Raw genomic sequence first — 22,441 nt, forward strand, 5'->3', positions numbered from 1 at the left:
ACTCATCGAGGCGTTCACTCGCCTGCGGTAGGCTGCTGGCCCCTACCACGGTTCCACTCGACGGTAACCGTGAAGTGGGCTTGGGTCGATGCCTCGGCGATCACTACGCCGGTCTTGCCGGAGAGCGAGACCCCGAACTCAACGGCGACTCGGTCCGGCGAGTCACGCAAACGGGTGAGTCTGCCTACCAGGGCCTCGGTAACGGGCTGCAGCCTGTCGAGAACGCGTTCGAGGGATTCCCCCATGCGCTCGACCACCTCTTGCTTCCCTGCGGGCACGACACCTTCTACCCGGCTCGTGATATCGAAGAGGATCGTCCCGCCGTCAGTCAGAGGCACCTCAAGGTAGTACGCCACGGCGCGACCCTACCGATCGCCGTCCTGACCCGCTGTCCGGGATAACGGGCGGCAAGCGTCGGGTTTCTGTCTTCTCGGGTCACTGGTGGTCATCGCATAGCTGGAAGACAAAGAACTTGGCCGGGAGCGGTCGACATCGGCTCGGCCGTCATCGGGGCGGTCCGGGTATCAGTAGCCGGGCGTCTTCCGCTCGGAGACATCGGCGGCGTACTCGACTCCCGGTGCGCCGACCTACCGTGCCCAGTCGGTGGTGGTGCGGACGTGGAGGCCGAGCAGTTGGCTGAGTACGACGGCTGGTACCTCGCTGGCAAGGTCGATCAGGGTGGTGTTGCGAGCCGCCCGGATCCGGATGCCGAGGGCGTTGAGTCTGTGGGTGAGTTGCTCGGCGCTGAACGGCTGGCCGGGGACCGCGCCCGAGAACAGCCAGGTATTCCCGCCTTTTGATGTCTCCATCAAACCCGGGGCGGAACAGGCTATCTGGTCGTCAGCCTCGTTGTCGGTCATCGCGCGGCAGTGCCCTGTCGGCGGCCAGTGAACTCCATGACCACCAGCGGGGACATCCGCAGGCCGCCTACGGGGAGACCCCAAAGACCGTTGACAGTCGAGGAGCGACTCGCACTGCAGCCAGCAGATCCGGTCCACGACCTGCCGCCCGCGCTCGACCATGGCGACGGTGCTGCGGCTGCTGTGCGCGTGGCGTGCGATGTCGTCCTGAACGAGATGTCGCGTGGGCCTGCCCCGTTTTGACGGACATCCGAGATCAGGGGACCTGGGGTCTCCGGGAGGATGTCCAGCATCATGGAGAACGTGGGAAAGAAGCGATCGAGGCCGCGGCGGGCGTTCACGCCGGACTTTAAGGCTGAAATCGTGGAGTTGTGTCAGCGTGGTGACCGCACGGTCGGGCAGGTGGCCAGGGATTTCGATCTGACCGAGACCGCGGTACGGGCGTGGGTCAAGCAGGCCGAACTCGACGCCGGGACCCGATCCGACGGGCTGACGTCGGATGAGCGGACCGAGTTGGCCCGGCTACGAGCGGAGAACCAGCGGCTGCAGCAGGACGTCGACATCCTCAAGCGGGCCACGGCTTTCTTCGCGAGGGAGACCCGGTGAACGTGTATCCGTTCATCGAGGCGGAGCAGGCCGGCAAGCACAACGTCAAGCGCGCGTGTGAGCTGTTGAAGGTCTCCCGGTCCGCCTACTACCAGCACGCCCGGCGAGCAGTCCACCCGCGCCCGCGTCGACGCGCAGCTCACCGAGCAGATCATTGCCGTGCACGCGGCCTCGAACGGCACCTACGGCGCTCCCCGCATCCACGCCGAACTGGCCGCCGTCGGACGGCGGCACGGCCGCAAACGCATCGCCCGCCGGATGCGTGAGGCCGGCGTACGCGGCAGGAGCCCACGCCGCTGGAAGACCACCACCATCGCCGATCCGAACGCCTGGCAGCGGCCGGATCTCGTAGAGCGGGACTTCACCGTCGATGCGACCGCGGTAGACACCCGCTGGTGCGGCGACATCACCTACATCAACACATGGGAGGGCTGGCTCTACCTGGCCACCGTCATCGACCTGGCCTCCCGCCGCGTCGTGGGCTGGGCGGTGGCCGACCACCTCAAGACCGACCTGGTCGACGCCGCTCTGTCCGACGCCCTGCAACGGCGCCGACCCGCCGACGGTCTCGTCTTTCACTCCGACCGCGGCTGTCAATACACCAGCGCCCAGCACGCCCGCCTCGCCAAGCGGCACGGCGTACGCCTGAGCGTGGGCCGGCGCGGGCAGTGCTGGGACAACGCCGTCGCCGAATCGTTCTTCTCAACCCTGAAAACGGAACTGATCCACCGGCAGGCATGGCCCACCCACAAAGCCGCCCAGCAGGCAACATTCGAGTACATCGAAGGCTGGTACAACACCCGTCGCCGGCACTCCAGCCTCGGCTACCTCAGCCCCGCCGCTTATGAAGGCGGCACCACCATCAGCCTGCTACCTGCTCTCAAGGTAGCCTAAAGATCAACTTATCGACCCTGTCCGTCGAAACTGGTCAAGCCCAGAAGCTGCTCCGGCCTGGCCGTCTCCGGCGCCGATGTCGCCTTCCTCGACCAGCACCGGGAGGGTGGACGGTACCGCTGGGACATTCGTCGAGCCCGCCGAGACAGCAGGGTCGTGGTCGAAAAGGAACGCGAGCAGCTGCTGCTGCCAGACGGCCGGCGACCGTCAGGTTGGGCGCGTGGAAAGGTCGGCCGTGACGAGATGCTGTGGCTTCAGGTCGCCGGCGATCGCCGGCGTTGGTACCGCTACGAGATCGATGCTTAGGTCCGCCACCCCCTAGGCATCCGAACTGATCGGCCGTGCCCCGACCGGGCATCACCCTGCGTGACGCTCGTCAAGTGAAGCTCGAAACACGGTCTTGCCGGATAGCCGGTCGCCGGTACCGCACCAGCCCAGCGCCTGGCGCGGGCGGCTTCTAACCTGCTGCTGCCCGATCGGATTGGGCTGGCCTTGAGGTGTCTCAGGCCAGACGGATATCGGTCAGGTGTGTGTCAGGCGTTCGGCGTGGTCTGCCTCTTCGGGGGTCACCTCGCTGGGCCCGCTGGACCGAAGCCGCCAACGGGTGACCGTCTCGTCCGGGCCTAGCAACTCTCCGCGGGACAGGGTGTCGTTGATGCGCTGGCGTACCAGGTCCTCGGCGTCCGGCTCGGCGGCGAACAGTGTCCGGAGGTGGACCAGGTCGCCGACCCGCTCGGTCTGGGTGTGGTGTGCCGCCAGCGGGCATGGCGGTTGATGGTCCCAGTGACCGCAGAGCCCGACGGTTATGGCCGCTCCCGGCGCCCTTCTTCGTCCCGGTCACACAGCAGTAGGACCTTGAACGGGACGACCTTTCCCTCCGGTTGCCCGAGGGGGCTGGCCCAGTGGTGAACTGCCTTGGCGAGGATACGGAAGAGTGTGTGCCGGTCGTGGGAGCTGTCCGGCAGCAGCTGGGGCGCGTTGTCGATGATCACCAGGTAGCCGTCCGCCGGCAGCCAGTGCAGATCTCTGAGGCAGTCGGACAGTGCGTTCCAGTTCCAGCCGAAGTAGCTGGGAAAGAGCAAGGCGTCCGAGAAGTCGTAGGAAACCTGGTCGGCATCCACCATCCTCGTGCCGTCAAGGCGGGCGACCACGAATCTGCCGGACGCCGGTAGCACAGCGGCTAACTCCACCAGCGAACCACGCGAGCAGACCACGAGCGGTTTCCGTGGAGCGATGCCACGCTTTGTCCGTCATCCTGTCCACCTCGATCGACGTCCTCCACAGCAACTACGGCATCATGTGCCAGACCGCCCAGCACTTGGTCCCGGCGGTGGCCACCCCGCAGGCCCGCGTACGTTTGGTGGCGATTCGGACTCTTCGTGGTCGGGGTTTTCGCCGCCGGTGTGCCGAGCGACAGGTTGTGGCGGACGTGATCCGGGCCCGGGTCTCTCATCGTGCCTTCTGCTACGGGCGGACGCGCGATCGTGGCCGGCAGCCATCCGAGCAGGTGCGGTGCTGCTCGCGACGCTGCGGAATGCCGCCGACCGGTGACCGTCGGAGGTCAGAGGTAGCTGACGCCGGTCAGTTCCGCGGCTGCCGCCCACAGCCGCCTGCCGGCAGCCGGGTTGGCGGCCTCCCGGCTGAGTCGGGCCTCGGTGACCCTGCCCCGCGTCTCCCAGAGCCTGGACGGGCCGAAGAACTGGCCGCCCCGCACACCGGGCTCGGTCGCGGCCCGCAGCTGCGGCAGCGCGCCCTGCTCCACCGGCTGGGTTATCGGCAGCCCGGCCCACGCGATCAGCCGCCCGAACCGGCCACGGTGCTCCCAGGCACGCGGAGTCAGGTTGGTGCGGGTGAGACCGGGGTGGGCCAGTGCGCTGACGATCGGCGCTCCGGCGGCGCGCAGGCGGCGGTCCAGTTCGATGCCGAAGATCGTGGTGGCGAGCTTGGACCGGCCGTAGGCGGAGGCTGCCCGGTAGTTGCGTTCGAACATCAGGTCTTCGAAGTCCAGGTGCGCGTTCTTGTGGGTGATCGAGCTGAGACTGACCACGCGGGCTTCCCCCGCCGCGGCCAGGTTTCCGAGCAGCAGGCCGGTCAGCGCGAAGTGGCCCAGCATGTTGGTGGCGAGATGCAGCTCGAATCCGTCGGGGGAGGTGCGGCGTGGGCCAAGCAGCACCATGCCGGCGTTGTTGACCAGCAAATCGATCGCCGGGTGGTCGCCGGCCAGCTTCGCCGCGAAGGCCCGCACGGAGGAGAGGGAGGCCAGGTCCAGCTCGCGCACCTCCACGTCGCCGCCGATCCGGCGGGCGGCCTCCTCGCTGGCGGTGGTGTTGCGAACGGCGAGCACGACGTGGGCGCCGTGGCGGGCCAGTTCGGTGGCGGTGACCAGGCCGAGGCCCGAGTTCGCGCCGGTCACGACGGCTACCCGGCCACGCTGGTCGGGGATGAGATCGGCGGTCCATCCGGTCATCTGCTGCTCCTGGAGGTGTCGGTACGTTGGCCCACCGACGTTAGGAGCGGTTCGGGCGGGTTCGGTCGTGCTCGGTTGCCTAGGTCTGCCGGACCTACCTTCGGTGGTCCGGGCCGCTGCACAGTTGCGGCATGAGCAGCGTTCATCCGTACGCTCGGGAACTCGGCGACTTCCTACGCGCCCGGCGTGGCCGGCTGCGTCCCCGCGACGTCGGCCTGGAGCCGGGCGGCCGGCGCAAGGTCACCGGGCTGCGGCGCGAGGAGCTGGCCCTGCTGGCCGGGCTGAGCACCGACTACTACCAGCGGATCGAGCAGGGCCGGGAGGTACGCCCGTCCGACGACGTCCTGGACGCGCTGGCCGGCGCGCTCAGCCTCGATGACAAGGAACGCCGGCACCTGTTCACCCTGGCCCATGCCGCCCGCCGGTCGGCACCCGCCCCGGTGAACCGCGATCCGGAGCGGGTCCCGGACAGCACCCGGCGCCTGTTGCGGGTCATGGACACCCCGGCGGTCATCCTCAGCCGGCATCTCGACCTACTCGACTGGAACCCGATGGCGCAGGCGCTGCTCGGCGACCCGGACGCCTACCCGACCGACCGGCTCAACATGCTCCTGCTGCTGTTCGACGACACGCTGACCGGCGAGCGGAGCTGCCCGGACTGGGAGCAGCAGGCCCTGGACTACATCGGCATGATGCGCGCCGCCGTCGCTACCGACCCCACCCACCCACGCGCCACCGCGATCGTTGGCGAGTTGAGCATCCGCAGCGACCAGTTCCGGCGGCTGTGGGCTCAGCACGACGTACGCGACTCGGTCAGCGGCACCAAGACCTTCCGGGTTCCTGAGGTAGGCGACATCGCCCTGGACTGGGACACGTACCCCCTGCCGGGCAATCCCGGCTCCGTCATGCTCGTCTTCACCGCCGAACCGGGCAGCGCCGACGCGGACCGGCTGCAACTGCTGGCATCGTTGCACGCGACCCGCTCAGCGCTCGGCAACAAGCACCCCTCCCAAACGCGCGGGACCGCCGCCCGCCGCACCCCCAGCGGGACACCATGATCGGTGCGCTCATACCTCGTACGGCGCTGACGAAGCCTGATGCTCCGGGTGCTGCAACGCTCACCCGGCATTCGGTGTGCTCGTCAAGCGACAGGTTCGGGGTCGGACCCACGCCGAAGCCGTAGCCGGGGTTCGGTCGACCCGTCGACGGAATCGTGGTGGAGCCCGCCGCCGAGGGCTACCGCCGGAGAATCATCCCTGTCGATGCAAGGCTGACTCGGGTCACCGGCGCGCGAAGGGAGGCCATGGCATGGAGGATCTGCATGCTCGTGGACGGGAGACCTTCAGCCACCTCGTCCCGGACGGCGAGCGGCGCGGTGACGGGCGCGACCTCGTGCTGTTCGGGCGGGACATGCGTGTGTCATCGCGAGCCGCGCCAGGTCACACGGCGGCAAGCGGCCCAGCGGATGGACCTGGTCTCTCCGCACGATAGGGTGCGACGCTGTTCTGCTCACCAACTCTGGTTGGGCACGCCCGGGGTTGGATCAGGTCACCGGGCGGCCATGTGCGTCGGCGAAGCGGCGGAGGACGGGAACCTCCCGCCCTCCGCCGTGGTCACTGGGTGAGTTCGGCGACTTGCTCGGCCGTCAGACGCAGCTCCTCGGGCGCGGAATCGGTCCCTGCCCGGGCGGCGGCGGGTGGGTCGGTGGGCCGGCGACGATGCCAGTCCGTCGTCGCCTGGTACGCGGCCACCACGGACAGCAGCCGGTCCTCGGCGTACGGCAGTCCACCGAGGATGGTGCCGATCGGCACTCCGGCGCTGGTGAACCCGATCGGGAAGGCGATCTCCGGCAGACCGAGGATGTCGAAGGGCACCGGGTCGGTCTGCACCACGACGTCACAGGCGTCGAACAGCTCGTCGAGCACCCGCTCCAGCAGCAACAGCTTGGCCCGCTGACCGGTGAGGAACTCGTTGCCGCCCAGCAACGCGCCCTGCAGCCAGCTCGTCACTGACACGCCGAAGCCGCGCAGGTTGTCACGCAGGTAGGGCATGAACGGCTCGCTGCGCTCCGGCAACCGGATGTTGTTGAACATGCTGGCGGTGAGTTGGCTCCAGCCCTCCGGCAACGGCACGTCCACCAGCGCCGCGCCGGGGATCTCGGCGAGCTGGGCCAGATACGCCTGGCGGGCCAGCGCGGTGGCCGAGGTGCCGTTGGCGAAGCCGGGCAACACCCCGATCCTGGTGTTCCAGCGCAGCCTGACCCGGTTGCGCCGGTACACCGGGGTAGCCGCGTCGATCAGGTTGGGCACCTCGGGCAGCCCCTGACTACGCGGGTCGGCCGGGTCCTCGCCCGCCATCGCGGTCAGCATGATGGCGGCATCCTTGGCGTCGCGGGCCAGCGGCCCCGGATGGTCCCGGGTGTAGGAGAGCGGGATGACGCCGGCCGCCGAGACGCGGCCCATGGTCGGCTTGAGCCCGGTCAGGGCCTGAGCGTTCGACGGCGAGGTGATGGAGCCACCGGTCTGGGTGCCGATGCCGGAGGTCGCCATGCGGCCCGCCACCGCGGTCGCGGTGCCGGTGGACGACCCGCCCGGGTCAGTGTTGCGGTTGGTCGGCGTCCAGGCGTTCACCGTGGTGACCACCCCCGCCGGCGTGGTGGCCCGGGTGGTCGCCAGCGGTCCCATCTGTGTCTTGCCGAGGACGATCGCGCCGCCCGCCTTGAGCCGGGCCAGGGCGGTCGCGTCGTACGGCGGCACGAAGTCCTGGAACAGGAAGGAGTTCGCGGTGGTGCGGACCCCCTCGGTGTAGAAGTTGTCCTTGATCGCGAGGGGAATCCCGTGCAGCGCCCCGCGTCGAGGCCCACGGGCCGCGGCGCGTGCCGCCGCGATGGCCGCGTCGGCGAGGACCAGGTTGAAGGCCCGATAGACGCCGTCGTACGCGGAGATGCGCGCCAGGTACGCCTCGACCAGACGCTCGGGAGTGAGCTTGTTGGCCCGGATGAGCCAGGCCGCCTCGGCGATGGTCAGCTCGGTCGGATCAGCGATCGCCTCCGGGCGAGGCTGGACATAGGCGTTGGGCTGGTCCAGCGCTCCGTTCTTCACCGGACGCCGGGTGGCCGACGGCCCGCTGGCCACCGCCACCGAGGGGACGGCGACAGTCGCGCCAGCGGTGGAGACGACAGCCAGCGCGGCAGCGCGGGCCAGGAAGGCCCGACGATCGACCGAACGGTCGAGGGGTTCGACAGTCATCACTTCCGCCATTCCGTGCTGGTCGCCGGGTACAGGATCGGCACACGTTGCTGTGACAACGCCGCCGCGAGCCGGGGATCGGTGTTGCCGGCGGCGGGCAACTGGTAGGCGGCGAGCCCGGCGACGGTGCCCCGCATGAACGAGCGGAGCGAGGCGAGTACCGAGTCCCGGCCGGGGGAGCCGGTCTCGGGATCGGGGGTGGTGCCAGGCGAGAGCTGGTCGAGATCTATGCCGAGGGCGGCCAGCCGTGCCCGGATCAGGACGTTCAGTTCAGCATCGGTTGGCGGAGTGGGGGCCATGGTGCTCCTCTCGGGCAGGCGGGTCACCGCTTTCCGGCGAAGTGAGCCGAACCTAGGCCGACTCCGGTGTGGGGATAGGACCCCGCGACAGAAATTGAGAGATCATTGAGCCTGCCGACAGACCGGCATCACCAGGACCGATCGGTCCTGGAGTGCCCAGGCAGCGAGTCACGGCGATGCTGCCTCGCCACATTCTGCGCACGGATGTTGACGGCGTGGGTATCAGTGTCGGTGGTGGACTGTCGCCGTCCGAAGGGCGTGCCGTGCGGCGGGCGCCGCTTTGCGTCAGGTTCTGAAGGGCCGCTGTCTCGGGGCGTTGTCCGCCGCGAGCGGGAGACTGCGCAGCGACAGAGTGCTCGGTGGAGGTAGGGCCCCGTGAGCCGCCTCAGCGCGGAACGACTGGAGCAGGTACGCCACCAGGCGGCGGGAGGCGGCGCTGTCACGCGGCAGCGCGGTGACCAGACCGCAGTGGGCCAACAGGGCCACGGCGAGGTCAGAAGGGTGGAAGTCGGCCCGTAACGCGCCCGCTGCCTGGGCTCTGCGGACCAGGGTCAGGAGGTCCCGCTCGGCCTGTTCTCGGGCCTGCGCGTGTTCCACCCTGCTGTCCGGGAACGCCGCGACGAACGCGGCCGAAAACCCCTGCTCCTCCCGCTGAAGCTCGCAGGCGGTCTCGACCAGGCGCTGGAAGCCCCGCCAGGGGTCGGGGTCGGCCAGCGCCTCGGTGAGCGCTCGGGCACAGGTCTCCATCTGCTGCGCGAACGCGGCCCGCACCAGGGCATCCCGGGTCGGAAAACGCCGGTACAGCGTCGCTACGCCGACCCCGGCCCGGCGGGCCACGGTCGCCATGGGCGCGTCGATCCCGTGCTCGGCGAAGACCGCGCGGGCGGAGACGAGGATGCGCTCCTGGTTGCGCCGGGCGTCGGCCCGCAGGCTGGCCGGACCCGCGATCCGAGAGGATTCCTCCACCACTGTTTCTCACCTCCGGCCAACCGGACGATGTCGTCCACTTATTAGCCTGCGCTCGGCGCCGGGCTCCCCGCAGGGCCACTGGTGGCGAAGGTGAGAACGATGGACGACCGCATGATGAGAGCAGTGCTTTTCGACCGCTTCGGCGGCCCCGAGGTGCTGTACGTGGGCCGGATACCACGCCCCGAACCGGCGCCCGGCGAGGTACTCGTGCGGGTGCGCGCGTTCAGCATCAACGGCGGCGAACTGGCGGCCCGTTCCGGCAGCCTCCGTCTCTTCACCGGCCGGAAGTTCCCGCAGCGGGTCGGGTTGGACCTCACCGGCGAGGTCGCCGCACTCGGCGCCGGCGTGACGGACTTCGCGGTCGGCGACCGTGTGTGGGGCATCGTGGGCCGTACCGGATTCGGCAGCGCCGCCGAGTACGTGACAGTCCGCGCCGAGCGGCTCGGCCGGGTCCCGGACGGACTGGATCTGGCGGCAGCCGCCGCACTGCCGGTGGCAACCACGGCCATCACGGCGCTGCGTGACAAGGCCCGGCTGCGCCCCGGCGAACGACTGCTCGTATGCGGCGCTGCCGGCGGCGTCGGCAACGCCGCCGTGCAGCTCGGACGGGCATATGGCGCCGAGGTGACGGCCCTGGCCCGCGCCGCCAACCTCGACTTCGTCCGCACGCTCGGCGCCCACCACGCCATCGACCACCGGACCGTCCCGCCGAGGGAACTGGGCCTGTTCGACGTGGTCCTCGACACCGCGGGCACCGACCTGCGGGCCTTCCGGCGCCTGCTGACACCCGGCGGACGCATGGTCACTATCGCCTTCGACCTGGCACGGCCCGCCGCCTCACTCAGCTACATCGCCGCCAGCGCCGTACACGGAGGCGGCCGGGTGCGCTTCTTCAGCGGCAACCCCACGCGGGCACTCTTCGACGACCTCGCCCGCCAGGTGGCAGAGGGTGGACTGCGCCCGGTGGTGGACAGGTACTTCTCGTTGGAGGAGACAGCGGCGGCACACCGGGCGCTGGAGGCGGGCGGAGTGCGAGGCAAGTACGTGGTCAGGGTCGACTGAGGTCCGTCGCACCGTGCTGGTCGCACTGGTCCAGTTGCGGGCGTAGGTCGGTCCTGGCGGTGCCGGTGGCTGGATCGTAGGGGTAGGAGAGGTGCTGGTGGGTCATCAGCCAGGCGCCGTTCCTGCGCTGGAAGATGCGGGTCCCGCGGGACCAGCTGTCTACGGCCTGGCCGTCCGCGGGTGTCACCTGCACATGGTTGAGGCCCCAGGCGACGGCGAGGTCGCCGTCGACCACGATTCTCAGGTCGGGAACGTTCCATGTGACGGTGCTGTCGCCGGCCGCGTCGAGTCCGGCCTTGCATACCGCGCGGACGGCTTCGACTCCGACATGTTGCAGCGGCTGGTCGTGTTCGTACGAGACGACGTCGTCGGCGATGGGCGCCATCAGGCCGTCGAGGTCCTTGCTGGCTGTGCTGCCGAACCAGCGCTGGTGCAGCCGGCGCAGCTCCCGTTCGGCGGCGTGGTCCCGCTCGGGGATCGGGTCCGCCGCGGTGGGCGCGTCGGTGAGCGGGAAGGAGTGGTGCTCGTGGGCGACGACCCACCGCCCGGCCTGCTTGCGCAGACCGATCGTCAGCCGTAGACGGTTGTGCGGATCGTCGGCGAAGTCGTGCTCGGTGCCTCAGCGCAGCAGGGCGTACGCGAAGGCGACGTCGTCGCCGGCGGTGATCTCCAAGGACTCGATCTCGAACGAGGCGCCTTGGGCCTGCCACTGGAAGAATGGTGGCCACGTCTCGCGGTAGGCGTCGAGGCCACGCACTCCCTGATGCGGTGGCGGCACGTCGAACATGACGATGTCGTCGGTGTGGTCGGCGAGGACGCCGGTGAGATCGCCGTGATGGACCGCGTCGGCCCAGCGCTCGATCAGGGTGCGGATCTGCTCCTCGTTGGTAGCCATGGCGGGCTCGGGTCCTTCCGGGTTGATACGTCCGTCAGGAGTACAACCCCGGCCGGTCGGCAAACTCATCGCGCGCCCGCGTGTCACTTCCAGCCAGTTGGTCTGGCAACCCGAAGGTCGGGAAGTCGGCATCGAGGAACGAGACCACCTCGGCCACCTGCCGGCCGCGCAGCGCCAGCAGATCCAGACCCGCCGGGACGTACCCGCCCCGCTCGTCGCTCCACAGGTACGTGCCGAACGCGAGCTGCCCATTCGCCCGCACCGGCAGGAACCGCCAGCGATGCCGCAGTACCGTGTCGACCAGGAACCCGCGGATGCCGACCCGGCCGACGTACCAGGTCGCCAGCGGCGGCATCGAGTACCGTGCGTCCTCCGTGAGCATCGCCACGATGGCGTCGACATCACCGGCCTCCCAGGCGGTCATGTACCGCTGAGCCACCTCCCGTTGTGCCGCGTCGCCGAGCATCCTGAGGGTCTGCTGCTGGCTGGGTTCCGCACGCCGTTCGACGACGACCCTGCGGGCCCGCTGGAGAGCGCTGTTGACCGCGGCCACCGTGGTGTCCAACACGTCGGCGACCTCGCTGGCCGAATAGCCGAGCACGTCGCGTAGCAACAGCACCGCTCGCTGCGACGCCGACAGATGCTGCAAGGCGGCCACGAACGCCAACTCCACGCTCTCCCGCGCGACGACGCGGGCTTCCGGGCTCAGTCGCTCCGTCCAACCCATCAGCCGGTCCGGGTACGGCTCCAGCCACGCCGCCTCGGCCGGCGGCACACCTTCCGGGCTCATGTCGGTGGGCAACTCCCGCCGCCGTCCCCGACGTTCAATGACCGTCAGTACCCGGTTCGTCGCGATCTTGTACAGCCACGGCCGGATCGATCCGTGATCCTCGAACCGGTCCAGGCTGCGCCACGCCCGGTCCAGGGTGTCCTGAACCACGTCCTCCGCGTCATGGACCGACCCCAGCATCCGGTAGCAGTACGCGCGCAACTCGTCCCGCAGCGGCCCCACCAAACGGCCGAAGGAGTCACCGTCACCCGCCCGCGCCGCCACCAACAACTGCGACACGGCAGACTCGCGCACCCGACGCAAACCGTTCCCGGGATCTCCGGCACCGCTCATCACCGCCAGGCTACATCGACGCGACCGACGCCAACCCACGTCTTAAGCTGGATGTCATGTTCCGCGACGAGGATCTCGCCCTGCTCGCCCGGCCGCTGTACGCCTTCCTCACCGTGGCGCCCCGGGGGGACCGCTGGCCGGCGCCGCGCCCGGTGTGGTTCGAGGTCACCGACGACGGTGACCTCCAGATGTTCTCGCTGCCGGACGCGCCGAAGCTGGAGCGTCTCCGTGAGCGGCCACGGGCCTCCGTGGTCGTGGCCGCGCCGACCGGTGAGCCCGAGCACTGGGTGTCGGTGGAGGGCCCGGTCACGCTGCACGACGACGGCGGCGTGGAGTTGGCGACCCGGCTCGCCGAGCGGTACTACGACATGAGCGACCCGAAGCGTCAGATCCTGGTCGACGAGTGGCGCAGCGGGGGAGTGGTGCGCATCGTGCTGCGTCCCGAGCGGGTGAACCGCTTCTCGATGTGACCGTCCGGGCCGCCGAATTCGGTGGCTCGTGCCCGAGCGGATCGCCGCCGTCGTCGACGCCACCGGCTGTCCGGCTTCGCTGTTGACTCTCCAGCGGCTTGAGACGTCAGGGTGGTGGCCATGGACGAGTGGTTGTCGATCGGGGATGTGGCCCGGCGTACGGGTCTGAGTGTCAGCGCCATCCGGTTCTATGCCGACGAGGGCATCGTCGCGCCGGCCGGGTACACCGGGGCCGGGTACCGGTGCTACGACGCGCGCGGTGTGGCGGCCCTCGAACTGGTGCGTACGCTGCGGGACCTGGGCGCGGGGCTGGAGGAGATCCGCCGGTTGCTGGCCGACGAGATCACGGTGCGGGATCTCGCGGCCGCTCATCTGGCGCTCGTCGAGCGGCAGATGGGGCAGCTGCGTACCCGGCGCGCCGTGCTGCGGGCGGTGGTGCGGCAGGACAGCGAGGCCGGGCAGGTGAGTCTCGTGCACCGGCTGGCGTCGATGTCCGACGACGACCGTGAGCAACTCGTGGAGGAGTTCTGGACCGAGGTCACCGACGGCCTCGACGTGCGGGAGTTCGTCGACTACCTGCGCCCGTGGCGGCCCCGGCTGCCGGAGGACCCCACCGGCGAGCAGCTCGACGCGTGGATCGAGCTGGCCGACATGGTGCGCGACGCCGGGTTCCGGCGGGCGGTCCGCCAGTACTTCGGCGAGACCTTCGCCGACGCGGCGGACCACGGCCGGGACGACCCGTCGACGGAGGCAGAGGTCGCGGAACAGGTCGAGATCCTCGCGCAGGCCAGGGCCGCGTCCGAGGCCGGCGTACCGGTCGACTCCCGCGAGGCCCGGCAGCTTGCGACGCGGTGGGTGGCGCTGGCCGGCAGTCGCTGCGGTGAGCGGGATCTGACCGAGGTACGGCGGCAGGTCGTCGCCGCCGACCCGGAGCCCCAGGTGGCCCGGCATGTGGCGCTGCTCGGCAGGTACCACTCGCTGACCGCCACCATCAACGGCACACCGCAACCCGTCGTGCGGGCCCCGGCGTCCACCTGGCTGCACGCGGCCGTCGCCGCGCTGACCTGACCAGGCGTTCGGCCCGGCGCGCGGCGGTTGGCATCCTGACGGAGGTCTACAGTGGAGCGAGTGGTGTCCCCGGTCCCGGAGGGTCGCCTCGTCCTCGTGTGCGGGCAGGAGGGCGCCGGCAAGTCGACCATTATCCGTGCGCTGCTGCCCTGTACGCCCTACAGCGCCCGCATCGACGCGGAAGACATCGGCCAGACCAACCCATGCCCGATGGACGACGAGTTCTTCGACCTGCTCCGAGGCAACGTCGCGGGCCTCGTGGAGAGGTTCTGTTCCGCCGGCTATGTCAACGTGATCGCCGGGAGCTTTCTCCGCGACTACCGCGACTACCTCGCGTTCCGGCAGTTGCTGCCGAAGCCGACAGCGGTGTTCCTGGTGGAGCTACTGGTCGACAGCGACGTGCGTGACGACCGACGGCTCAGCAGAGCGAAGCAGACGACACAGCGGTGGCGCGACAGGGTCGACCTGATTCCGGAAGACCGAACCATCCGGGAGGCCGCCAACACCGACTACCGATACATCGGCGTCGACACGACCAATCTCAGTATCGTCGAGACGGTGCGCTGGATCACGGAATCCATCCCAGAGATCTACCGCCAACAGTAGTGCCGAACAGACGGTCGATGGCCATGGTCACCGTCGAGATTGGGCGGGTATAGACCGAGGCCAGTCCTTCCGTGACTACGCGGGATTCATGACCCGCGCCGCCGACGGGTGCACGCGGTCATTGCGGCGTTCCTGCCCGTGCTGCTGCCAGGAGAATGCCGTCAAGGCCCTCCTCGAACAGCAGGTCGTCGTTCCACCGGCTGTCGTCGAGGTGGCCAGAGGCGTTGAGGGTCGGATAGGCATCGGCGTTCGCGGCGATGTGGTCGCGGGCTGCGGTCCTCGTCCGAGGGTCTGCGGTCTGGTGCCAGGTGGCCTCGGTCAGCGAGGCGCCGATGACGTAGTTGGCCAGCATTCGCGTGGCCACCGCGAGTTGAAGTCCGCGACAGCCGCCGCGCACGAGCGCCGATTGCAGGAACTCGGTACGGGCTAGGACGTTGGGTCCGAGCATCGGACGTCCGATCAACCTTGGTGCCCAGGGGTGGCGCAGCATGGCGCTGCGCCAGGCCCGGGCGAGGACGCGGATGTCCTCCAGCCAGTCGTCGCTCACGTCCGGAATCGGTACGTCGCCGAAGATGTGGTCGGCGGCCAGGTCCAGGACGTCATCCTTCGTCTTCACGTGCCAGTACAACGCGGTAGCCGTCACGTCGAGCTGCTGGGCGAGGCAGCGCATCGTCAGGCCCTCGATGCCGTGCTCGTCCAGCAGCGTCACCCCTGCGTCGACTATGCGTTCGAGCGTCAGCGGCGGTTTCCGTCGTACGCGCGACGGCTCCGCACGCAGCCATACCGGCGACGAGGCCCGGTTATCCCGCCGCCCGGTCGAAGGCATCCTCGGCTCACCCGGCTCTGCGGTGGTCATGGATCCACTCTAGTACCGTGGACAGGTAACTTAACAGCGGTAAGCTAAGTGAACATGCGAAGGTAGGCCAGGACAGGCGGGCAAGGAGGTCTCGTCATGCCTCTGCTGCGAGTCCACCTCGACAGCGACCGGATCACCGCTCGTCGCGTCATGCATCTGCATCAGGAGGGCAAGATCCATCACGAGTCGCGGGAAGCGGCCCGGGAGCAGGTGTGGCGTCAGGGTCGCACCCCGGCCGGTGACCCGATCTTCGTCGGCATCACCAACGGTCGTCGTAACGTACAGCTGCTTTACGACGTAGAGGTCTACTCCGACACAGTGCGCTGACCACCCGGCCTCGCGTCGCCCAGCTGGCGTGGTCGCCGTCGACGTGAGTACCAACAAAGTGACGTGGAAGCAGCGAATGCCGTACTCGCTGGCCCACGGCAACGGCATTTCTCACCACCGCGAGCGACCTGCTCTTCATCGGCCAACCGGACGGCAACCTCTGCGATGTGCGCTGGCGTCGGCGATACCCGGATAGCTGATGATCCTCATCGTGCCGGCGAGTCGACCGGCAGCACGAATCCCGACGCCCGGAGGCGCACCTCGTGTGGTCGAGGACTCCTCCGGACGTCACCGATGTGGGATGGGCGGTCAGTTCACCAGCGTGACGTGGCCGGTGTCGAGGTCGTACCGGGCCCCGACCACCCGCAACGCCCGTTCGTGTACCCGCTCGGCGATGATCGGGCTGCGTTCGATCATGTTCCGGACCTGCGCCCGGACGTTGGCCCGTACGGAGTTGTCGACCGGGTCGCCGGGCTGGCCGAGCACAGGCTGGACGATGGGGCGCAGGCTGTCCACGATCGTGCCGATGTGGCCGGGTGCGGTGCCGCCGGAGCGGATGGCGTCGATGGTGGCCGTGATCGCCCCGCACCGCTCGTGTCCGAGGACGACGATCAGTGGGCTGTGGAACTCCTCCACCGCGAACTCCACGCTGCCGAGGACCAGGTCGTCGACGATGTTCCCGGCCACCCGGTTGTCGAACAGGTCGCCCAAACCCTGGTCGAACAGCAGTTCCGGCGTCACCCGGGAGTCGGCGCAGCCGAGAAGGATGGCGAACGGGTGCTGGCCCGCGGCCAGCCGGCGTAGGTCGTTGAGGCTCTGGTGCGGGTGCCGGCTGTGCCCGGTGACGAACCGGTGGTTGCCGTGCAGGAGGCGGCGCAGCGCCTCGTCCGGTGTGACGGGAGGCCGCTTGGTCTCGGCGGCGACGGCGGGCCGGGCAGCGGCGGTGGCCGTGGCGGCGACGACGACGGCGCCACCGGTCGCGAGCAGGGACCGGCGGGAGAGAGGGGAAGGGTTCACGTGATCTCCTGATAGGTAGACAGACGTCTTCTTCCTACCACCGCCGTCCACAGTGTTTAGCGCGTGATCGATCAGCTTCGCAGGGCGTCGACCAGGGTTTCGACGAGCGCGGCGGCGTAGCGGCCGTCCGGGTCGAGGTCCGGGTCGTAGATCGTCACCTCAAGGCCGACACAGGCCGGGTTCGCGAGCAGCGGACGGAGCAGTTCCACCAGATGCGGATGGTCCAAGCCGCCGGGGTCGGGCGCGTCGGCGGCCGGCATCACCGCAGGGTCGAGCACATCGGCGTCGAGGTGTACGAAGTAGCCGTCGCAGCGGGCAAGTCCCTGTGCCACACGATCGCCGACCAGGACAGGGCCCTCGGCGATGATCTCGGGCGCGGTATGCACCGTGATGCCCAGACCACGCACCTCGTGGAGATGGTCGTCGTAGTCGCGGACGCCCAGGACAACCAGATCGTCCTCACGGCAGTACGGCGCAAGCCCGTCGATGTCGGCAATGTCCGGCTGACCCCGGCCGGTGACGATGGCGGTACCCTCGCCTGCGGACGCCCCCACATACGTGCTGTTGCCGGTATGACGGAAGTCAATCGAACCGTCAAGGTAGGCGATGCCGTAGCGGCCACGTCGGCGTAGCGCGAGCGCGGCCCCGAAAAGGATCGAACAGTCACCGCCCAACAGCATCAGGAAGCCTGCGTTGTCGAGGACCACGTTCACCCGCTCCGCGAGTCGGCGCGTGTACGTCGCGAGGGCGTCGGCGTTGAGTACACCGTCCCCCGGCCGCCAGCCACGGATGTCGTAGCGCGGCGGGACGACCACACCGCCGTCGTGCGCTCCGAGCCGGTCGAGCAGGCGCTGATCTCGAAGCGCACCGGCCAGCTTGTAACACCCGGGGACGAGACCAGGGGCTGGGGCACGCAACCCGAGATTGGACGGGGCGTCAAGAACCGTGATCGACCGCATCGATCCAGGGTAGAGCGACATCCGGCACCGACGAGGTCCCGGAACCGACATGCCTGGGTGGCGGCCGGTCAGTGGGCCACCCAGTCCGGGACCCACACGTCATCGGTGGTTCGCGGTCTTGCGGCTCGCAGATGGTCCCGCAGCGCGGTCAGCACGGGGTGCTGGTCCCCGGTGCGGGTGAGCAGCACGTGCGGGTAGAGCGGGGTCGGTTTGCGCAGAGGGATGCGCCGCAGGTAGTAGCTTTGGGGCCACAGGTAGCGGTCCTCGCTGCCGACCAGGGTCGCCAGCGAGGCCGAGTCCGCCAGGGCGTCCATCAGGGCCTCGTCGCCGAAGTTGGGGCCGAGCGCGTCGATGCTCAGGCCGAAGGCCTGCGACAGCGACCGGTAGAACTGGGCCCACTCGGTGCCCGGCCTGATCCCGGGGATCCAGATGCGGTGTCCGGCCAGATCGGTGGGCCTGACCCAGGCCGTGCCGGCCAGCGGATGACTGGGCCCGACCAGGAGTTCCAGGGGCGAGTCCAGGAGTCGTTCGGCGCTGATCCCGGCCGGGACCTGGTCCGCCGGCAGGGCACGGAACGAGGCGTCGATGGTTCCTTCGAGCACGGCCCGAGCGGCCTGTTCGGCGTTCTCCTCGGCCAGGGTGACCGCGTCCAGGTCGGCCTCCGGACGGGACCGGTAGAAGCGGTAGACGGCCTGGGCCGGAGCGATGCGTCGGTTGAGGACGTCCACGCGCAGCGGGCGTACCCCGGGGCGCACGGCCTGTTCGGCCTGCTCGACGGCGGTCAGGACCTTCTTGGCGTACGGCAGGAAGACCTGCCCGTCCAGGCTCAGCCGGGAGCCGCGGGAGGTGCGTACCAGCAGCGCGACCCCCAGGGACTTCTCCAGGACCGCGATCCGCTTGGAGGCCGCCTGCTGGCTGATTCCGAGCTCGTCGGCCGCGGCCTGGAACTGGCCGGCCTCGGCCACGGCCACGAACGTGCGCAGCGCTTCGACGTCCACGCCCCACTCTACGGCCACAACCAGTGGTTGTTCCCGGGTGTGTCGGAGTTGTTTGATCGCGCCTTCCCGGAGGTGCTGGGATGACTGCATGCCCACCACCGCAGACCAGGTTATGTACGTCCAGACGCCCGAGTTCGCGCGCTATGCGGAGCGGATCGCACAGGTGACCGACGTGACTTCGCGGTTGAACGCGCTGCCGTTCAGCGACACCGAGGCGCGTGCGGAACTACTGGCGGTTGTCTTCGGCGCTCCGCTGCCGGAGTCGGTGACGATCTACCCGCCCTTCTTCACCGAGTACGGCCTGAACACGCGGTTCGGCAAGAACGTCTTCGTCAACCAGGGCTGCACGTTCATGGACCACGGCGGCATCCGCATCGGCGACAACGTGATGATCGCCCCGAAGGTCAGCCTCATCACCGGCGGGCACCCGCTGCCCCTGGTGCAGCGGCGCGAGTACGTCGCCAGCGCCCCGATCGTGATCGAGGACGACGTCTGGATCGGCGCGGCCGCCGTGGTCACCCAGGGCGTGACCATCGGTGCGGGCTCGGTGGTCGCTGCCGGCGCTGTCGTCACCCGTGACGTGCCTGCCCGCACGCTGGTCGCGGGCGTGCCGGCGCGGATGGTCAAGACGATCGACTGACCCGGCACGGCCGCAGTACGGCGCGGTCGACGCCCTGCCAGGTGCCGCCCGACGACCGGCCCCCTACCCGGACGAAGGCCCGGTGGCCGTTCGGAGAGCGGCTGCGGTTCCGGACCACCATGGCCGGATCCGTGGGACGGCCGTCGTTGCCGTGGTCGATGTCTACTTCGAATACTCGACGCATGAGAGCTTCGCCTTCGCGCGCTGACGGCTCTCGGGACGTGGTCATCGCGGCGGCGGACGGCGCCGTCCTGCTCGACGTCGCCGGGCCGTTGCAGGTGTTCGCCCTCGCGGCGAAGTGCGGCGGAGACTACCGGGTCCGCCTGGCCTCGCCCGACGGTCACCCGGTCCACACCCGCGAGGGTGTCCGACTCGGCGTCGACACCAGCCTGGACGCGGTGACCGGGCCGGTGCACATCCTGCTGGTCGCCGGCTGCGACCCCGCCCCGACCGGCACCACGTTGGTGCCGCTGGCGCAGGCGGTCCGTCGAGTACGCGACCGGTGCACGGTCGTCGCCTCGGTGTGCATCGGCGCGTTCGTACTCGCCGAGGCCGGCCTGCTCGACGGCCGGCGGGCGACCACCCACTGGGCCTTCTGCCGGGAACTGGCCGACCGGTACCCGCAGGTCACCGTCGAGTCCGACGGCATGTACGTGCACGACGGCGACGTCTACACCGCAGCCGGGGTCACCGCCGGCATCGACCTCGCACTGGCCCTGCTCGAACGCGACCACGGCGGCGCGCTGGCCCGACAGGTCGCCCAGTGGCTGGTGGTCTTCCTGCAACGACCGGCCGGACAGTCGCAACGGTCGGTCCGGGGCCGCGCCCGTCCGTCATGCCAGCCGGCACTGCGGGCAGTGCTCGACGCGGTCGTCGAGCAACCACACGCCGACCACTCGCTGGAGGCGATGGCCGCCCGCGCGGCGGTGAGCCCTCGTCACCTGTCCCGCCTGTTCATCGAGGTGCTGGGCACCACGCCCGGCCAGTACGTCCAACAGATCCGTGTCGAGGCCGCCCAACAGCTCCTCGAAGGCGGTGACGACACCGTCGAGGTGGTGGCCAAGCAGTGCGGCTTCCGCAGCGTCGAGACCATGCGACAGGCCTTCCACCGAGTCATCGGAATGGCCCCGACCACCTACCGCCACCAGTTCCAGAAAGGTGCACCCCATGCCTGACCACCCGAACCGACGCCAACTCCTGACCATCGGCGCCGCGCTGGCCGCAGCCGGCCTCACCGTCGGCAGCACCGCCCCAGCCGCCGCCCGCACACGGTCGGCGGGCGGCGGGGAACCGCTCGACATCGCGTTCCTGGTCTTCGACGGGCTCGTCCCGCTCGACCTGATCGGCCCGCTGAGCGTCCTCGGCGCCACCGGACGCGCGGGCGGGCCACCGGCCCGGCTGCACTTCGTCGGCCCGGACCTGGCACCGATCCCCGGCGGCGCGGGCCTGCAGTGGGTGCCGACCGCCACTTACGACACCCTCCCCCGGCCCGACGTACTCGTCGTGCCCGGGCCGGGCCAGCCCAGCATCCTCATGCAGGATCCCGCCATCCTGGACTACATCCGGACCGCGCACCGACACACCCGCATCACGTTCGGGATCTGCACCGGCGTGCTGCTGATGGCCGCCGCCGGCATCCTGCGGGGCCGCGCGGCGACCACCTACTGGGCGTTCGCCGACGAACTGCCGCTGTCCGGCGCACGCTTCAAGCGGCGACGCTGGGTCGTCGACGGCCGGATCGTCACCAGCGCCGGCGTCAGCGCCGGAATGGACGCCGCCCTCGTGGTCGCCGCACGCCTGTGGGGCGAGCGGGCCGCCGGCCGGGGCCAGGCATTCCTGGAGTACGACCCGCAGCCGCCTTTCGACTACGGCCGCGTCGAGAACCTGCCGGACGCCGACGAGGACCACCTCTGGAACCTCTTCCAGCCGGAACGCGACCGCGTCCGCGACGTGCTGACCTGAGCGACACAGTCCTGCTCGTACTCCCACCGGCCGTTCCGCTTGGTGTGGCCGTTGGTCGTCTGGGCCGGCTCAGCTCTCAGCTATTCGTCTCGCCGAGCAGGAGGCGGTCGATGAGGGCCTTGAGCGTCTCGGCGCCGTCCGGGCCCAGCCGGTCGACGAGGTGACGTCGGGTGGCCGCATCCAGCGCCGGCAGCGTTGCGTCGATCATCCGCCTGCCCTCCGGTCGCAGCGCGACCTGCACTCCATTCGAGACCTTGTCGCGGGTCACGTAGTCGCGGTTTGCCATCCGGGTCAGCAGATGCGACAGCCGCGTCCGGTCCCAGCCGAGGGCGGCGGCGAGGGCGTTCTGCCGTTGACTTCCGCCGGATTCGTGCAGCCGGACCAGGATGCTCAGCTCGGGCTCGGAAAGGCCGGACGCCGCAGTGGTTTCGGCGATGACCGCAGCGCGGACCGTCTCGTGGGCGCGCTTCCACAGTAGCCACAGCTCGGTCGCCTCACCCACCCCGGCTGTTGACATGTCAACACTGCCTCTCTAGTGTTCGTCCCGAGCAGAAGGCTCGACCGTGAGGACTCTGCGATGCTCGACCCCCGGCGGCACTACGCCAGTCTGCGCCTGGTGGCCCTGCTTCCCCTTGTGCTGTTCCTGCCAGCGGTGATCGCCTTCTTCGTGGACCCGGACGTCGCGTGGGGGGAGTACTTGGGCGTATTCTTCCACCTCTCGATCTTGTTTCTCGTATCACGCCTGCCGGCGGCACCGTGGGCCAAGGCCGCCGGCTACGGCTGGGTGACCCTCGACGTACTGGCCGGCATCCTGATGATCAACGCGGTCGAGTACGACACCGCCTGGGCGGTCCGTCTCGGCGGCCACGTCCTCGCCGGCGTCTGGATCGTCGCCAGTTCCCTGGTCAGCCACTCCTGGCCGGTCCGCGTGGTCGGCGTCCTCACCGGCCTCTGGCTCGCCGGATACTCCTTCGTCGGCACCGTGCTCGCCGAGGAGTTCCTACGCCCGGCCGGCATTCTGATCCTGGCATGGTTCGCCCTCCTCGGGATCTTCCACCGCGACGAGCCAGGGCACCCGGCGACACCGACCAGCCTCTCACCGGCCTGACCGACGA

General features: G+C 69.6%; 24 protein-coding genes and 2 pseudogenes. 12 read left to right on the plus strand and 14 right to left on the minus strand.

Translation table 11 applies throughout. The features are described 5' to 3' along the window. Positions 1-14 precede the first annotated feature (14 nt). Together VAB18032_RS03225 and VAB18032_RS31470 are read right to left on the minus strand one after the other, a co-directional pair. Complete coding sequence (locus tag VAB18032_RS03225) at positions 15-356, minus strand: CU044_2847 family protein (RefSeq protein ID WP_013731343.1); 342 nt, start codon at positions 354-356, stop codon at positions 15-17. A gap of 231 nt (positions 357-587) precedes the next feature. After that, complete coding sequence (locus VAB18032_RS31470) at positions 588-860, minus strand: hypothetical protein (RefSeq protein WP_013731344.1); 273 nt, start codon at positions 858-860, stop codon at positions 588-590. Positions 861-1,154: 294 nt separating this feature from the next. Here VAB18032_RS31470 and VAB18032_RS03235 point away from each other — a divergent pair, with 294 nt between their 5' ends. Together VAB18032_RS03235 and VAB18032_RS31475 are read left to right on the plus strand one after the other, a co-directional pair. Next, a complete protein-coding gene (locus VAB18032_RS03235) occupies positions 1,155-1,466 on the plus strand; it encodes a transposase (protein WP_013731345.1) in 312 nt (103 codons plus the stop codon). A 120-nt stretch (positions 1,467-1,586) separates the two neighbouring features. After that, positions 1,587-2,360: pseudogene (locus VAB18032_RS31475) on the plus strand (IS3 family transposase); the annotation flags it as partial. Between the two features lie 803 nt (positions 2,361-3,163). Here VAB18032_RS31475 and VAB18032_RS03245 read toward each other — a convergent pair. Together VAB18032_RS03245 and VAB18032_RS03250 are read right to left on the minus strand one after the other, a co-directional pair. After that, positions 3,164-3,574, minus strand: a complete 411-nt coding sequence (locus VAB18032_RS03245; RefSeq protein ID WP_043719563.1) for a barstar family protein — start codon at positions 3,572-3,574, stop codon at positions 3,164-3,166. Between the two features lie 347 nt (positions 3,575-3,921). Further along, positions 3,922-4,827, minus strand: a complete 906-nt coding sequence (locus VAB18032_RS03250) for an oxidoreductase (protein WP_013731349.1) — start codon at positions 4,825-4,827, stop codon at positions 3,922-3,924. 131 nt (positions 4,828-4,958) lie between these two features. Between VAB18032_RS03250 and VAB18032_RS03255 the strand changes: the two genes are divergently transcribed. Continuing rightward, positions 4,959-5,885: a helix-turn-helix transcriptional regulator gene (locus VAB18032_RS03255; protein ID WP_013731350.1), complete on the plus strand. Its 927-nt coding sequence runs from the start codon at positions 4,959-4,961 to the stop codon at positions 5,883-5,885. 555 nt (positions 5,886-6,440) lie between these two features. On the opposite strand, the gene VAB18032_RS03260 is transcribed toward VAB18032_RS03255, so the two are convergent. The 3 genes from VAB18032_RS03260 to VAB18032_RS03270 form a co-directional block, all read right to left on the minus strand. Next, positions 6,441-8,075, minus strand: coding sequence for an amidase (locus tag VAB18032_RS03260; RefSeq protein WP_013731351.1), 1,635 nt, complete (start codon positions 8,073-8,075; stop codon positions 6,441-6,443). Then, positions 8,075-8,374, minus strand: coding sequence for a hypothetical protein (locus tag VAB18032_RS03265; RefSeq protein WP_013731352.1), 300 nt, complete (start codon positions 8,372-8,374; stop codon positions 8,075-8,077). The genes VAB18032_RS03260 and VAB18032_RS03265 overlap by 1 nt, the downstream gene beginning before the upstream one ends. A gap of 285 nt (positions 8,375-8,659) precedes the next feature. After that, entirely contained in the window at positions 8,660-9,340 is a 681-nt protein-coding gene (locus VAB18032_RS03270; RefSeq protein WP_043722857.1) for a TetR/AcrR family transcriptional regulator, read from the minus strand. A gap of 102 nt (positions 9,341-9,442) precedes the next feature. On the opposite strand from VAB18032_RS03270, the gene VAB18032_RS03275 reads away from it, so the two are divergent. After that, positions 9,443-10,405: an NAD(P)-dependent alcohol dehydrogenase gene (locus VAB18032_RS03275; protein WP_013731354.1), complete on the plus strand. Its 963-nt coding sequence runs from the start codon at positions 9,443-9,445 to the stop codon at positions 10,403-10,405. Here VAB18032_RS03275 and VAB18032_RS03280 read toward each other — a convergent pair. Together VAB18032_RS03280 and VAB18032_RS03285 are read right to left on the minus strand one after the other, a co-directional pair. Then, a pseudogene (locus VAB18032_RS03280) lies at positions 10,392-11,300 on the minus strand (YybH family protein). The gene VAB18032_RS03275 and the pseudogene VAB18032_RS03280 sit on opposite strands and share 14 nt — an antisense overlap. A gap of 34 nt (positions 11,301-11,334) precedes the next feature. Beyond that, complete coding sequence (locus tag VAB18032_RS03285; protein WP_050814530.1) at positions 11,335-12,423, minus strand: sigma-70 family RNA polymerase sigma factor; 1,089 nt, start codon at positions 12,421-12,423, stop codon at positions 11,335-11,337. A gap of 56 nt (positions 12,424-12,479) precedes the next feature. On the opposite strand from VAB18032_RS03285, the gene VAB18032_RS03290 reads away from it, so the two are divergent. From VAB18032_RS03290 to VAB18032_RS03300, 3 genes are all read left to right on the plus strand, one after another. Beyond that, on the plus strand, positions 12,480-12,893 hold the full coding sequence (locus tag VAB18032_RS03290; protein ID WP_013731357.1) for a pyridoxamine 5'-phosphate oxidase family protein: 414 nt from the start codon (positions 12,480-12,482) through the stop codon (positions 12,891-12,893). 120 nt (positions 12,894-13,013) lie between these two features. Beyond that, positions 13,014-13,961 (plus strand): helix-turn-helix domain-containing protein, encoded by a 948-nt coding sequence (locus VAB18032_RS03295; protein WP_013731358.1) that lies wholly within the window; start codon positions 13,014-13,016, stop codon positions 13,959-13,961. A gap of 51 nt (positions 13,962-14,012) precedes the next feature. Continuing rightward, the gene (locus tag VAB18032_RS03300; RefSeq protein WP_148272193.1) at positions 14,013-14,567 is read left to right on the plus strand and encodes a hypothetical protein; all 555 of its coding nucleotides are present in this window, start codon (positions 14,013-14,015) and stop codon (positions 14,565-14,567) included. Positions 14,568-14,685: 118 nt separating this feature from the next. On the opposite strand, the gene VAB18032_RS03305 is transcribed toward VAB18032_RS03300, so the two are convergent. Then, positions 14,686-15,423, minus strand: a complete 738-nt coding sequence (locus tag VAB18032_RS03305; RefSeq protein ID WP_232510661.1) for a TetR/AcrR family transcriptional regulator — start codon at positions 15,421-15,423, stop codon at positions 14,686-14,688. A gap of 96 nt (positions 15,424-15,519) precedes the next feature. Here VAB18032_RS03305 and VAB18032_RS03310 point away from each other — a divergent pair, with 96 nt between their 5' ends. Beyond that, positions 15,520-15,750 (plus strand): hypothetical protein, encoded by a 231-nt coding sequence (locus VAB18032_RS03310; RefSeq protein ID WP_013731361.1) that lies wholly within the window; start codon positions 15,520-15,522, stop codon positions 15,748-15,750. 309 nt (positions 15,751-16,059) lie between these two features. Here VAB18032_RS03310 and VAB18032_RS03315 read toward each other — a convergent pair whose 3' ends face one another. From VAB18032_RS03315 to VAB18032_RS03325, 3 genes are all read right to left on the minus strand, one after another. Next, positions 16,060-16,767, minus strand: coding sequence for a carbonic anhydrase (locus VAB18032_RS03315; RefSeq protein WP_013731362.1), 708 nt, complete (start codon positions 16,765-16,767; stop codon positions 16,060-16,062). A 71-nt stretch (positions 16,768-16,838) separates the two neighbouring features. Continuing rightward, positions 16,839-17,726 carry an arginase family protein gene (locus VAB18032_RS03320; RefSeq protein WP_013731363.1) on the minus strand — a complete coding sequence of 296 codons (888 nt, stop codon included), beginning with the start codon at positions 17,724-17,726 and terminating at the stop codon, positions 16,839-16,841. A 68-nt stretch (positions 17,727-17,794) separates the two neighbouring features. Then, complete coding sequence (locus tag VAB18032_RS03325; protein ID WP_198408922.1) at positions 17,795-18,814, minus strand: LysR family transcriptional regulator; 1,020 nt, start codon at positions 18,812-18,814, stop codon at positions 17,795-17,797. Here VAB18032_RS03325 and VAB18032_RS03330 point away from each other — a divergent pair. The 3 genes from VAB18032_RS03330 (at position 18,813) to VAB18032_RS03340 (ending at position 21,326) form a co-directional block, all read left to right on the plus strand. Then, a complete protein-coding gene (locus tag VAB18032_RS03330; protein ID WP_081476014.1) occupies positions 18,813-19,364 on the plus strand; it encodes a sugar O-acetyltransferase in 552 nt (183 codons plus the stop codon). The two genes, VAB18032_RS03325 and VAB18032_RS03330, sit on opposite strands and share 2 nt — an antisense overlap. A 182-nt stretch (positions 19,365-19,546) precedes the next feature. Next, positions 19,547-20,539 (plus strand): GlxA family transcriptional regulator, encoded by a 993-nt coding sequence (locus VAB18032_RS03335; RefSeq protein ID WP_050814531.1) that lies wholly within the window; start codon positions 19,547-19,549, stop codon positions 20,537-20,539. Beyond that, entirely contained in the window at positions 20,532-21,326 is a 795-nt protein-coding gene (locus VAB18032_RS03340; RefSeq protein WP_013731368.1) for a DJ-1/PfpI family protein, read from the plus strand. Before VAB18032_RS03335 ends, VAB18032_RS03340 begins: the two co-directional genes overlap by 8 nt. 76 nt (positions 21,327-21,402) lie before the next feature. On the opposite strand, the gene VAB18032_RS03345 is transcribed toward VAB18032_RS03340, so the two are convergent. Continuing rightward, positions 21,403-21,843: a MarR family winged helix-turn-helix transcriptional regulator gene (locus VAB18032_RS03345; protein ID WP_043719576.1), complete on the minus strand. Its 441-nt coding sequence runs from the start codon at positions 21,841-21,843 to the stop codon at positions 21,403-21,405. A gap of 60 nt (positions 21,844-21,903) precedes the next feature. Here VAB18032_RS03345 and VAB18032_RS03350 point away from each other — a divergent pair, with 60 nt between their 5' ends. Further along, on the plus strand, positions 21,904-22,434 hold the full coding sequence (locus tag VAB18032_RS03350) for a hypothetical protein (RefSeq protein ID WP_013731370.1): 531 nt from the start codon (positions 21,904-21,906) through the stop codon (positions 22,432-22,434). Positions 22,435-22,441: the final 7 nt, after the last annotated feature.

This window comes from Micromonospora maris AB-18-032 (assembly GCF_000204155.1).
GTDB classification, from domain to species: Bacteria; Actinomycetota; Actinomycetes; order Mycobacteriales; family Micromonosporaceae; genus Micromonospora; species Micromonospora gifhornensis.

Bases quoted from the DNA above. Each gene is read 5' to 3' on its own strand.
- VAB18032_RS31470 (WP_013731344.1), bottom strand. From the start codon at position 860: ATGACCGACAACGAGGCTGACGACCAGATAGCCTGTTCCGCCCCGGGT.
- VAB18032_RS03235 (WP_013731345.1), top strand. From the start codon at position 1,155: ATGGAGAACGTGGGAAAGAAGCGATCGAGGCCGCGGCGGGCGTTCACG.
- VAB18032_RS03250 (WP_013731349.1), bottom strand. From the start codon at position 4,827: ATGACCGGATGGACCGCCGATCTCATCCCCGACCAGCGTGGCCGGGTA.
- VAB18032_RS03255 (WP_013731350.1), top strand. From the start codon at position 4,959: ATGAGCAGCGTTCATCCGTACGCTCGGGAACTCGGCGACTTCCTACGC.
- VAB18032_RS03260 (WP_013731351.1), bottom strand. From the start codon at position 8,075: ATGACTGTCGAACCCCTCGACCGTTCGGTCGATCGTCGGGCCTTCCTG.
- VAB18032_RS03265 (WP_013731352.1), bottom strand. From the start codon at position 8,374: ATGGCCCCCACTCCGCCAACCGATGCTGAACTGAACGTCCTGATCCGG.
- VAB18032_RS03275 (WP_013731354.1), top strand. From the start codon at position 9,443: ATGGACGACCGCATGATGAGAGCAGTGCTTTTCGACCGCTTCGGCGGC.
- VAB18032_RS03285 (WP_050814530.1), bottom strand. From the start codon at position 12,423: ATGAGCGGTGCCGGAGATCCCGGGAACGGTTTGCGTCGGGTGCGCGAG.
- VAB18032_RS03290 (WP_013731357.1), top strand. From the start codon at position 12,480: ATGTTCCGCGACGAGGATCTCGCCCTGCTCGCCCGGCCGCTGTACGCC.
- VAB18032_RS03295 (WP_013731358.1), top strand. From the start codon at position 13,014: ATGGACGAGTGGTTGTCGATCGGGGATGTGGCCCGGCGTACGGGTCTG.
- VAB18032_RS03305 (WP_232510661.1), bottom strand. From the start codon at position 15,423: ATGACCACCGCAGAGCCGGGTGAGCCGAGGATGCCTTCGACCGGGCGG.
- VAB18032_RS03310 (WP_013731361.1), top strand. From the start codon at position 15,520: ATGCCTCTGCTGCGAGTCCACCTCGACAGCGACCGGATCACCGCTCGT.
- VAB18032_RS03320 (WP_013731363.1), bottom strand. From the start codon at position 17,726: ATGCGGTCGATCACGGTTCTTGACGCCCCGTCCAATCTCGGGTTGCGT.
- VAB18032_RS03330 (WP_081476014.1), top strand. From the start codon at position 18,813: ATGCCCACCACCGCAGACCAGGTTATGTACGTCCAGACGCCCGAGTTC.
- VAB18032_RS03325 (WP_198408922.1), bottom strand. From the start codon at position 18,814: ATGCAGTCATCCCAGCACCTCCGGGAAGGCGCGATCAAACAACTCCGA.
- VAB18032_RS03335 (WP_050814531.1), top strand. From the start codon at position 19,547: ATGAGAGCTTCGCCTTCGCGCGCTGACGGCTCTCGGGACGTGGTCATC.
- VAB18032_RS03340 (WP_013731368.1), top strand. From the start codon at position 20,532: ATGCCTGACCACCCGAACCGACGCCAACTCCTGACCATCGGCGCCGCG.
- VAB18032_RS03345 (WP_043719576.1), bottom strand. From the start codon at position 21,843: ATGTCAACAGCCGGGGTGGGTGAGGCGACCGAGCTGTGGCTACTGTGG.
- VAB18032_RS03350 (WP_013731370.1), top strand. From the start codon at position 21,904: ATGCTCGACCCCCGGCGGCACTACGCCAGTCTGCGCCTGGTGGCCCTG.